This window comes from Paenibacillus sp. CFBP 13594 (assembly GCF_014842675.1).
Classification (GTDB): Bacteria; Bacillota; Bacilli; order Paenibacillales; family Paenibacillaceae; genus Paenibacillus; species Paenibacillus amylolyticus_B.
Genome location: NZ_JACYVQ010000005.1, coordinates 476,749 through 488,471, shown reverse-complemented (window position 1 = coordinate 488,471; position 11,723 = coordinate 476,749). Strand labels below are relative to the sequence as shown.

Genomic DNA, 11,723 nt, shown 5'->3' with positions numbered 1-11,723 from the left:
GGATATGAACTATGATATGCTGCTTCTCCGTTTCGGAGAGTTTATGTTAAAAGGGAAAAATCGTGCCCGATTTGAAAAAACGATCATTACACAGGTGAAAGCTTTGCTTAAACCTTATCCAGGAGCGAGCCTTCGCAAAGAATATGGCCGTGTTTATGTGGATCTTGGCGGTGAATCACATACTGAACTGATTAAGGTGCTGAAGCGGGTATTTGGTGTGATGTCGATTAGTCCGGTTAAAGTTACTCCATCCGAGCTAGATGAGATTGTGAAAACTGCAGTTGCGTTTATGGACGAAAGGGAAGACGACTTCAAAGAAGGCACCACATTTAAGGTAAATGTAAGGCGGGTATGGAAGGAATTCCCGAACTCTTCCCATGAAATGAACCATTTGGTCGGTTCCCCGATCCTTCGGAAGTTTCAGCAATTAAGTGTTGATGTTCGTCAACCTGATATTGAACTGCGAGTGGAGATTCGGGATCAGGGTACCTATATTTTCAACGAAACCATTCCGGCAGTAGGTGGCTTTCCACTGGGTACGAATGGCAAAGCAATGGTACTGTTATCAGGTGGAATAGACAGCCCGGTGGCAGCCTGGTCTTCCATGCGCCGTGGACTTGAAGTGGAATGTGTACATTTTTACAGTTACCCGTTCACAAGCGAGCGCGCCAAAGAGAAAGTCATTGATTTGGCACGTGCCCTTGCTGATCATGCGGGAACAATCAAGCTGCATCTGGTTCCATTTACGGAGATCCAAACGGCATTTACCCAGCTAGGTCAGGATAATCTGATTATTACGCTGATGCGACGTTCAATGCTGCGAATTGCATCCAAACTTGCCGAGCGTGAGCGGGCACTCGCACTAATCACCGGGGATAGCTTGGGCCAAGTAGCGAGTCAGACTCTTCCGAGTATGAATGTCATTGGTCGTGCGACAGATCTGCCATTGTTGCGACCACTGGTTATGATGGATAAACAGGAGATCATTACCCTGTCCAAACAGATCGGAACGTATGACATATCTATTTTGCCATATGAGGATTGCTGTACTCTCTTTGTGCCAAAGTCACCTTCAACCAATCCGAATCTTCGAATTGTGGATAAAATAGAATCAACAATGAGCCATCTGTCAGAATGGGTGGATCAGGCGGTGGAACAAACTGAAACGATCACACTGCATGCCGGTGAAACTTCTGTGGTAACGAATCAGACAGAAGACAATGGCATGAAGGATGATTGGTTCTAAACTCAATAAAAATTAGCATGGCTGACATAATAAGGGCTATGTTAACTGCAAAAAAAAGGACTGTTCGATGAAATATCGTTCAGTCCTTTGCTGTATTCAGATGAAATTTTTAGTTTAAATTAGCCTACGAATAGGAGCGCTGCTGTTCCCCGCCAGATCCCTTGTGGCTGGAACTGCTGGAGCGTTTGCGATAACCTGCAAAGACTACACCTGCAATAACCACAACGATAAATAGAATGCGCAATGCCGGATGTTCAGTGAAGTAAGGCAAGAGTCGCTGTTCCTCAGTGATCATATTGGAAGCCGTATACCCGAGAACGATGGCTCCGACATAGATAATCCAAGGAAAGTGATTAATTAGCTTGATAAACAGGGTACTGCCCCAGACGATAATAGGTACACTAATCAGGAGTCCAAGGATGACAAGCACGAGATGCTGTTGCGCTGCTCCAGCAACTGCAATCACGTTATCGAGTCCCATGGCTGCATCCGCGATCACAATGGTACGAATAGCGGTCCACAAGGAAGTTCCTGCTTGGACATCATTGTGTTCATCTCCCTGATCCGCCAATAATTTATAGGCAATCCAGATCAGAAGTATGCCTCCCACAAGCAAGAGCCACGGAACTTTAAGCAACCATAAAACAACAACTGTTGCTAAAATTCGAATTAAAAGTGCGCCGCCAGTTCCATATAGAATCGCCTTTTTCTGCACGGAAGGGTGCAAATTTCGAGCTGCGAGACCAATGACGATGGCATTATCCCCAGCCAGAATTAGATCAATAAAGACAACGTTCAGCAAAGCCAGCCAGAATGTGGGACTAAATAGCTCCATGATATATGTCACTCCTTATATACGGTTCAATCATTAAGAATAGCATGGACAACTCTGACATACAAGTTAATGTGGGGGGATGAGGACATGGATACACTATGGCTGTTAACTGAAATTTTAATGATCAATCTGGTATTAAGTGGAGATAATGCGGTTGTTATTGCGCTTGCAAGCAAGGATCTGCCACCAATACAACGCAAAAAAGCGGTATGGTGGGGAGCTTTTGGTGCCGTACTGCTGCGTTGTGTGTTAACCTTTGTAGCGGTATTATTGCTGGGAATTCCCTTTATCCAAGCGGCAGGTGGTCTGTTGCTACTCTGGATTGCAGTAAAGCTGCTGCTTCAAAATGATGATGAGGTACATATTCGAGAAGCTTCTACGACTTGGAAAGCTATTCAAACCATTCTGATCGCGGATTTTGTAATGAGTCTGGATAATGTTTTGGCCATAGCGGCTTTGGCAGATGGAGATTTGGCTTTGATCGTCATCGGGATTGCAATCAGTATCCCCATTGTTGTATGGGGGAGCGGGTTAATTGTTGGTTTGTTGAAGCGATTTCCGATTCTTGTATTCGTTGGATCAGGCATTCTGGCTTTCACAGCAGGTGAGATGGTGATGAAAGACCCCAAGTTAGGAGAATGGCTGGGAGGTATGGCATCAGAGGTGCATACGCTGTTACCCGTAGCCATGGCTTGTCTTGTGGTTGCGATTGGAGGCGCACATAAATTTGTGCGGAAGAACGCATAGTTTAATTTTGGATAAAAGCTTGAACATATGACCGTCTGAACCGTCCGGTTTAGGCGGTTTTGTGGTGAGAGGATACGCTTGTCAATACAACAATCATTGGGCTGTTCATAAGTTGCACATTTTAGGGTAATACAGATAAAGGACGCACGCAAAGTGCGACATAGAGTATAGTTTTTTGCCGAAACATCGGATACACTAGAAGCATGATTACAGGTTTGAAAAACAACAGTCAGCATGGAATGCGTATCGTTTATGAAGAAATAAAGTACATAGCCATAGTATAAGAGGTGATTGAGGATGAGAAATGAAAAAGCGATTGGACTATTTATTGTAGCTGCGGGAATTATTATTCTGCTTGGCAAGTTTGGCGTGTTTGGATTTATTGGTCGTAATTTCTGGCCTTTGCTGATCCTGCTGCCAGGCATCGCCCTTCATGCGTTATATTATGCGCGTATTTCACCATCGTGGTCACTCGTTCCTGCCGGCATACTAACGGTGTATGGTGTTTTATTCAGTATAACGAATACATGGGGTGCTGGACTTATGAGCAGGCTGTGGCCAGCATTCTTGCTTGGGATCGCCATAGGGTTACTCGAATATGGAATGGCTGAACGACGAAGACCGGAATATGTGTTACCTGCAGCTTTGATCTTTGGTGCGGTGTCCATCATATTATTCGGATTTACCCTGCTGCAAACGGGAATAATCTATGTACTTGCTGTCCTTTTGATCTTGGGTGGAGTCTGGTTATTACTTGGACGAGGACGTCAAGGGAGAGGCTGGTAACATTCCCAGTGGTCTTTTCGTGCGAAATATCTTGATTTTTACCTATAATAAACTATAATATAAGGGATATAGACATGCGTCGGGATATCACCGACGCTTATTTTGTGAGTAACCTGCGAAATTGCGGGAAGTTTAAGTAGATATGATTTGAAATTGGAAAGGATATGGATACAAAACATGCATTCAAGAGAACACATTCGCAATATTGCGATTATTGCCCACGTCGACCACGGAAAAACAACACTCGTTGACAAGTTGCTCCAGCAATCCGGTACTTACCGAGATCACGAAACGGTACAGGAGCGCGTAATGGACTCCAACGATTTGGAGCGTGAACGCGGTATTACGATTTTGGCCAAAAACACGGCTATAACTTATAAAGATTACCTGATTAATATTGTGGATACACCAGGACACGCTGACTTCGGTGGTGAAGTGGAACGTATCATGAAAATGGTTGACGGTGTATTGCTCGTTGTTGATGCTTATGAAGGCTGTATGCCACAAACGAAGTTTGTACTTCGTAAAGCACTTGAGCATAACCTGACACCAATCGTTGTTGTAAACAAAATTGACCGTCCAGCGGCTCGTCCGACTGAGGTTATTGATGAAGTATTGGACCTGTTCATTGAACTGGGTGCCAACGATCAACAACTCGAATTCCCTGTTGTATATGCTTCCGCATTGAACGGAACATCCAGCATGGATAATGATCCTGCCAAACAAGATGACAACATGATGGCGATCTACAATACCATCGTTAGTCATATCCCACACCCTACCGAAAATGTTGAAGAACCACTTCAATTCCTCGTTACTTTGATGGACTACAATGAATACCTTGGCCGTATTGCCATTGGTCGTGTTAACCGCGGTGTGATCCGTCAAGGACAATCGGTAACGGTTATTATGCGTGATGGTAAGAGCAAAACTGCACGTATCGAGAAACTGTTTGGTTTCCAAGGTCTCAAACGTATTGAGACGGAAGAAGCAGGAGCAGGCGACATCGTTGCCATTGCAGGGATCAAGGACATCAACATTGGTGAAACCATTGCCGACCCTAACAACCCGGAAGCTTTGCCAGTTCTGAAAATTGATGAGCCAACACTACAAATGACGTTCCTCGTGAACAACAGTCCATTCGCAGGTCGTGAAGGTAAATGGGTAACTTCCCGTAAACTTCGTGAGCGTTTGTTAAAAGAATTGGAAACAGACGTTTCCCTTCGTGTTGACGAAACGGATAGCCCAGATGCATTTATCGTTTCTGGACGTGGTGAGCTTCACTTGGGTATCCTGATTGAAAATATGCGTCGTGAAGGATATGAGCTTCAAGTATCCAAACCAGAAGTTATCGTAAGAGAAGTTGACGGTAAGAAAATGGAACCTGTTGAGCGCTTGTTGATTGATATCCCTGAAGAGAGCATGGGTTCCGTAATGGAGAGCCTGGGCGCACGCAAAGCAGAGATGGTTAACATGGTTAACACAGGTAGTGGTCAAGTTCGTCTGGAGTTCCTGATTCCAGCACGTGGTTTGATCGGATATAGCACCAACTTCCTGACATTGACTCGTGGTTACGGTGTAATGAACCATGCATTTGACAGCTACGCTCCAGTAGTATCCGGTCAAGTGGGTGGACGTCACCAAGGCGTGTTGATCTCAACTGAAACGGGTACATCTACGTTCTATGGTATGATGGGCGTTGAGGATCGCGGTACGCTCTTCTTGGAGCCGGGTACTGAAATCTACGAAGGTATGATTGTTGGTGAACATACACGTGACAATGATATCGTTGTTAACATCTGCAAAGAAAAACAACTGACTAACGTTCGTTCTTCCGGTAAAGATGATACGGTTAAAATTAAAACTCCGATTATCTTCTCGTTGGAACAGGCGCTTGAATATCTGAATGAAGATGAATATTGTGAGATTACACCAAAATCTATTCGTCTTCGTAAGAAAATCTTGAACAAATCCGAGCGCGAACGTGCAGAGAAACAACGCAAAATGGCTTCTAAAGCTTAATAACAACAAAATAAAAGTTATAAGTTAACGTTTGATGGAACACATATGCACCATCGGCGTTGGTTACAATCCACTAAAGTAGTGGAGGATACGGAATCGATTCTGTAGGAGCGAAGCGTTCGCCTTTATCCCCGGATTTTACCATTGAAAAATGGATCAAAAAAATCTGGGGATAACAGCGACCAAAAGAACGATCCGAATTCGAAACGGTCTCACATGCAGAGCTTTGTAATTAATGTTGTTGGTGTGCTCCATCAACCAGTTAACTTATATCCTAGCATGAACACGAAAGGAGCTGGCTGTGCATGCAAGCATGGTTCGCGTCAAACCCGATCGTAGCCTACATCGTCATCTTTGTATTGATTACTTACGTATATAACAAGGTGTTTCGGGTACGTCAGAAATTGCCACTTGGTAAGGAAATCGTTCTCTATATTTTGATGGCGATGGGCACATTCATGCTTCTTGTTTTTCAGATCGACAAGCTGCCCATCATTCAATGTTTGTTGGTCGCGGTTGGTTTGATGTTGTTAGTGAGAGTGCGTTATTTTATCGAAGGCCGTCAAAAGAAAAAAGCGGAAGCTGCCGCTCGAAACTCATAAATCCTGTCTTGTACAGACCATCCGTTTTCCTTAGGGAAAGCGGTTGTCTTTTATTTAGACAAAAACAGATGTGATAAAGGTGTTGAAGATATGAACTCAAATTCGAACGGACTGCCTCCACGGAGACAGGCACCAACGCAATCCGGTGCTTCTGGATCGAAGAATGGCAAGGGCAAGCAGCCTAAGAAGAAAAAGAGAATGAATGCTTTTGGCAGAATCCTTTTAAGTCTATTGGTTATTGCCATTGTGGTAGGCGGTGGATATACGTACTGGGTATACAATCAAGTCGTGGATACAGGCATCGATAAACCGGTACCTCCCGGGATGTCAGCCACAACCAAACCGATCACGATGCTGTTATTAGGCACAGATAACCGTCCTGAAACGGGCACATATCTCTCGGATGTCGTTATGGTGGCTTCGTTGAATCCGGAGACCAAGACGGCAACCATTGTATCTTTGCCGCGAGACACGCGTATTCAATTGGATGGGTACAAATCCAACAAGCTGAATTCTTATTATCCGAAATTCAAAGCACAGGAAAAAACCACTGGCAAAAATGCAGAGGATCAGATGAAAGAAATGATGGGCAAGTATTTGGATGTAGATATTAATTATACAACCGTCCTGAATTTCCAGGCATTCCGTGATGCTGTTAATGCCGTGGGTGGCGTGGATGTGACTGTGGATAAAAATATGTGTTATAGAGATACAGCCGATGGTACAGATATCAATCTGGTCGCAGGGGCACAACATCTCGATGGTAAAGCAGCACTAGATTTTGTTCGTTACCGCAAATCCAATTGTAATCCGAAGACTGATGAATCCAACGACTTTGATCGTAACAAACGTCAAAACCAAGTGCTGAACTCCATGCTGGATCAGATGAAATCTCTTGGGGGCATTACAAAGATCAGCAAAGTGATTGGTGCAGTTGACAAGAATATGACGACAGATGTGGAATCGGAACAAATGAAAAACTTTATCTCGACGTATTGGAACATTTCCACTTCGGATGTGCATTATACTCCGGTTACTGGAGAGTGGAGAAGTCCATATGTGTATATTAATGAAACGGAACTCGCCAATGCCAAGCAGGCTTTACAAGATACACTTTCAGGTAAAGTAACGGCTTCACCTTCAGGCGAATAACCTTCAATCTTTTAGGATTGGAAGCACGTTAATCGGTATGCTATAATAACATAAACCAAGTACAAGAATTGCATAAAGAAGGTTAGGGGGCTGGTTGAATGTCCGAAGCCGTCACACAATTAACTGAATCTCTTTTACAGCAATTCAAGAATGAGACCTTTGTGCTTTTGAGCACAGTGGATGGAGAATCCGGAGGTCCGACTTCAACAGCCATCTCCTGGATTTATGCGGAGAATGCTTCTACTTTTCGTGTAGCGATCGATCATCGTTCACGTTTAGTGAATAACATGATTACTAATCCGCTCATTACGGTTACTGTCTTTGGAGAAGAGACGGTGTACGCAGTGAACGGACGTGCTGCGGTACGACAAGATCCTCTACTGGATGTTCCATTTAATATGTGCTGTTTCGACATTACCATTGAAGCGGTGAGGAATGCTCTGTTTTACGGCGCTCAATTGTCCTCTGTGCCTCAATATGTCAAAATATATGATCAGCGTGCTGCTGAGAAATTAGATGAGCAGGTTTTTGCTGCCATGAAAAAAGCCTAGTGAGAGATCACTGGGCTTTTTGTTGTCTTTTGTCTGATGAATGCAGCTGCTGCATTTGTTGTTTTTGACTCACGTGTTCATCCGGATTTTGACGGACTTTGACGTCTTTCGGGAGTTGAGGGATAATTCGTCCCACCATGTCAGCGAGTTCTGAAGCAAAACCCGAAATTGGGTGCCCTTGACGAATATGTTCACCGATCTCTTTAATTCGTTCAGTGACATCTGCATCAGCAGTAACGATGGAATCTATACCTTCGGGGTCTTTGCGAAGTGCTTCGGCAACAGCGTACTTAATGGTACCCACCCGAGCACGTTCCAGTTCACCATCAACATCGATGCCAACTACGGCTGTATTACCGAGTATGACGCAGTTCGCATCTTCAACACCTTCTACTTGCTTGGCAAGGGCTTTAAGGTGATTGATTCGTTTTTCATTTGGCATCCGGCCACTCTGTGCATCATCAGCAATGTTGGTATCATGGACTTCACCTGTATTCTCATTGAGACGATCCAAACGTGAAGGATTCATCCGATCTTCCTGTGCATTGAGCATGTGAGATCCTTTCCCTTGTTCTTGCTGAGTTGTTACATTTCCTCCGTAGCTTCTTGGATGTGACGTATGCGGTTCCTGAGAAGCGCTGCGTGTGGAACTGTTGCAACCTGTAAGTATAAAGATCAGAAGCAGCGTGCAAACCCATATTTTCATAAATGTTCATCCTTTCTTGGAGTTTTTCAGAATGGTTGACAATTATTTTGCCCTAGTCGAATACATTTATGTATGGGATCATGATTGTCCATGCCGCTGCTGAAAGATCACACTATTCATGCCTTTAACGACGCCGCTTTGGAGGGGATTGAATGAAAAAGATTTTTGTATTGGATACCAACGTGCTTCTGCATGACCCCAATGCCATATTTGCCTTTGAGGAACATGAGGTAATCATTCCCGCGGTTGTACTGGAGGAGATCGACTCCAAAAAAAGAAATGCTGATGAAATTGGGCGTAATGCCCGTAATGTATCCAGACTGTTAGATGGATTACGAGAGCTGGGTCACTTGCACAGTGGGGTACCTTTGGCTAATGGAGGTAACCTGAAAGTAGAGCTGAATCATCGGAGTTTCGTGAAAGTTCAGGAAATGTTTGGTGAAGTGTCCAATGATAATCGTATTTTAGCTGTCGCACTGAATTATCAGATTGAGGAGAATGAAAAGGAAGTAGTCGAACGTCAGGTTGTGCTTGTCAGTAAAGATGTACTTGTGCGTATTAAAGCGGATGTACTTGGTCTGTTCACACAGGATTACTTATCAGATCGGACGGCAGGACTCAGTGAGTTATATCCAGGATATACGGCCCTAAAAGTTCATCCGTCAGTGATTGATGAGTTTTACACATATCGTTTTTTACCAATCAAACCGTTGCAGTTGTCTTATTCGTTGTATCCGAATGAATTTGTCATTCTTAAAGATGAGATGGGAACCAATAAATCGGCTTTGCTTAAAGTGAACACAGAGGGAACAAAGCTGGAGCCGCTTTTCCTCAGTAATGATAATGTCTGGGGCATTAGCGCACGTAACGCACAACAACGTATGGCATTGGAACTGCTTTTGAATGATGACATCCCGCTTGTTACCATCACTGGTAAAGCCGGAACAGGGAAAACCTTGCTGGCACTTGCAGCAGGTCTGCTTAAGGTAGAGGATGATCATAAATACAAAAAACTGTTGATCGCTCGTCCTGTCGTTCCGATGGGGAAAGATATCGGTTATTTGCCTGGTGAGAAGGAAGAAAAGCTTCGTCCATGGATGCAGCCGATTTATGATAATCTGGAGTTTCTGTTTGACACCAAAAAAGCCGGAGATATCGATAAAATCCTAATGGGGCTTGGCAGTATTCAGGTGGAGGCTTTAACGTATATTCGTGGAAGATCGATACCTGGACAGTTTATCATTATTGATGAAGCCCAGAATCTGTCGCGCCACGAAGTGAAGACCATTGTATCAAGGGTCGGTGAAGGCAGTAAAATTATTTTGATGGGAGACCCCGAGCAGATAGACCATCCGTATCTTGATTCTGCGAGTAACGGCCTGACGTATATCGTGGAACGATTCAAACAAGAGGGAATCAGCGGACACATCATGCTCGAAAAAGGAGAACGGTCCAAGCTGGCACAGCTTGCAGCTGATTTGTTGTAACATTCAGGGGATTTATTTCCCGGAAAATGTTGTTATTAAAGCCGGCTCCTGGAGCCGGTTTTTTGCTGAAAAAATAAGTAAGCGTTATTACACAGAACTCGATATGCTCGTATTATGCAAAAATCAGAAAAAGTGTTTTTCGGCAGGGTAGGACAAGAGCACTACTTATTTGTTACAATAATTGCTGCAGGAAAAAACTAGGTGGAACAGGGAGGGAAGTTAATGAAGCGTAGACATCAGGTTGTTTTGTTCGCGGTATTGCTGCTTTCGTTAACGATCTTGTCACCGAGTTTTGACTTTAGAGGTTCGCAGCTCAATCAGGAACGCGATCAGGAGAAGGATGCTTTTCCTGGGTCTTCGTCCCGTAATGAAGATGCTCAAGCTCCGCTGGAGATTGTAGTCGCCATGTCGGATGAAGAGTTTCAAGCCTTTCAAAAAATAGCTAAAGAAGTTGCTGCTTCCCAGCTGGTAGAGATTAATCTTCGGAATGAGAAGCCGGATACATATAAGCATGTTTTGGATCTTGAATTTTCACTAGGAGAGAACGGTGATGTTGTTCTGCTTGATAGTGAGGAAGTGCAATACTATGCCCAAAAAGGGTACCTGTATCCGTTAAACGGAACAACATTATCAAAGTCGCTTGGAGATACGGTAGTTGGATTACGGGGAATGACAGAGTGGAATGGTTATCAATGGGGGATGCCTTTTGATTTTGATCCCTACATTCTGGCTGCACAATCTTCATTTCTGAAGAGAGCTGGAATGGAGTCATTACCTCACAATAAAGATCAGTGGATCAAACTTACTCAACAAGCCATTGCCGAAGGAATCCCTTTAATTACAATGAACATCAATGATATGTACGGGACAAATGCGTGGTTAAATCATTTGGAACCGAGGATGGCACCTGATCAAGTTAATCAAACGCAATTAGATTCGCAACCGGGGGATCTCCAACAGGGGATTCAATTGATGAATCACATTCAACCTCATATAATGGCCCAGTCTACCTATCCAATGTTCTCATCAACTGCTGACGAGAATAACATACCGATGGTTGTATCCTTGTTATCTCAATTATTAAGTGCTGATCAATCGAGTACAGTTCATAAAGATTCTTTAGAGCGCATTTCTTTTGAATCCTTGGAAACTGTAAGCTCCAGAAGTCTTGTCATTACTTCGGGTTCGGTTGAGGCAGAGGAGGCCAGTAGATGGATTGAAGGAATGACGTCCGCTACGACACAGTTAAAATGGTACCAGGAGGTCAACCGATTGCCGGCAAAGCAACAGGAACTGGATTTGGAGTCTGATAAACTTACTCGACGTTATGAAATGACAAAGAGACATTCCTGGTTCTCAACAACCCAAGATGCCCCTGCTGCAACGACCGAAAGGCTCGCTCTAATAACTCGTTTTCATAAAAAGGTACAACAATTCTTAAAGGGAGAGATTACAGCGAATCAATACGTAAATAGTATTAGAACGACGAACTAACCTTTTAGTTCCTGTTCAAAAAAAAGTCTGGATTTTAACTTTAATGCCAGGGATGCCATTAGGCATCCTTTTTAATTTAAGCAGACTTTTGGAAC

The 11,723-nt window shown here is 43.8% G+C and carries 11 protein-coding genes; 9 read left to right on the top strand and 2 right to left on the bottom strand.

The annotated features are described in order from the left end of the window. Positions 1-4: 4 nt before the first annotated feature. Positions 5-1,246 (top strand): tRNA uracil 4-sulfurtransferase ThiI, encoded by a 1,242-nt coding sequence (gene thiI, locus IFU39_RS18840; protein WP_105600016.1) that lies wholly within the window; start codon positions 5-7, stop codon positions 1,244-1,246. A 124-nt stretch (positions 1,247-1,370) separates the two neighbouring features. Here the strand turns inward: thiI and IFU39_RS18835 are convergent, their stop codons facing one another. Beyond that, positions 1,371-2,081, bottom strand: coding sequence for a TerC family protein (locus IFU39_RS18835; protein WP_047843768.1), 711 nt, complete (start codon positions 2,079-2,081; stop codon positions 1,371-1,373). A gap of 87 nt (positions 2,082-2,168) precedes the next feature. Between IFU39_RS18835 and IFU39_RS18830 the strand changes: the two genes are divergently transcribed. The 6 genes from IFU39_RS18830 to IFU39_RS18805 all read left to right on the top strand — a co-directional run bounded on the left by IFU39_RS18830 (position 2,169) and on the right by IFU39_RS18805 (position 7,941). After that, positions 2,169-2,828, top strand: coding sequence for a TerC family protein (locus IFU39_RS18830; RefSeq protein WP_091014030.1), 660 nt, complete (start codon positions 2,169-2,171; stop codon positions 2,826-2,828). Positions 2,829-3,119: 291 nt separating this feature from the next. Continuing rightward, a complete protein-coding gene (locus tag IFU39_RS18825) occupies positions 3,120-3,614 on the top strand; it encodes a hypothetical protein (RefSeq protein WP_091014032.1) in 495 nt (164 codons plus the stop codon). A gap of 177 nt (positions 3,615-3,791) precedes the next feature. Further along, on the top strand, positions 3,792-5,636 hold the full coding sequence (gene typA / locus IFU39_RS18820; protein ID WP_036614992.1) for a translational GTPase TypA: 1,845 nt from the start codon (positions 3,792-3,794) through the stop codon (positions 5,634-5,636). 305 nt (positions 5,637-5,941) lie between these two features. Then, positions 5,942-6,238 carry a YlaH-like family protein gene (locus IFU39_RS18815; protein ID WP_053781242.1) on the top strand — a complete coding sequence of 99 codons (297 nt, stop codon included), beginning with the start codon at positions 5,942-5,944 and terminating at the stop codon, positions 6,236-6,238. A gap of 90 nt (positions 6,239-6,328) precedes the next feature. After that, on the top strand, positions 6,329-7,390 hold the full coding sequence (locus IFU39_RS18810; RefSeq protein ID WP_105599718.1) for an LCP family protein: 1,062 nt from the start codon (positions 6,329-6,331) through the stop codon (positions 7,388-7,390). A gap of 98 nt (positions 7,391-7,488) precedes the next feature. Continuing rightward, positions 7,489-7,941, top strand: a complete 453-nt coding sequence (locus tag IFU39_RS18805; RefSeq protein WP_105599717.1) for a pyridoxamine 5'-phosphate oxidase family protein — start codon at positions 7,489-7,491, stop codon at positions 7,939-7,941. 7 nt (positions 7,942-7,948) lie between these two features. Here the strand turns inward: IFU39_RS18805 and IFU39_RS18800 are convergent, their stop codons facing one another. Further along, a complete protein-coding gene (locus tag IFU39_RS18800) occupies positions 7,949-8,647 on the bottom strand; it encodes a YhcN/YlaJ family sporulation lipoprotein (protein WP_192134193.1) in 699 nt (232 codons plus the stop codon). A 152-nt stretch (positions 8,648-8,799) separates the two neighbouring features. On the opposite strand from IFU39_RS18800, the gene IFU39_RS18795 reads away from it, so the two are divergent. Both IFU39_RS18795 and IFU39_RS18790 read left to right on the top strand, forming a co-directional pair. Then, positions 8,800-10,134: a PhoH family protein gene (locus IFU39_RS18795; protein ID WP_024628438.1), complete on the top strand. Its 1,335-nt coding sequence runs from the start codon at positions 8,800-8,802 to the stop codon at positions 10,132-10,134. 222 nt (positions 10,135-10,356) lie between these two features. Continuing rightward, on the top strand, positions 10,357-11,628 hold the full coding sequence (locus IFU39_RS18790) for an ABC transporter substrate-binding protein (RefSeq protein WP_105599715.1): 1,272 nt from the start codon (positions 10,357-10,359) through the stop codon (positions 11,626-11,628). Positions 11,629-11,723 lie beyond the last annotated feature (95 nt).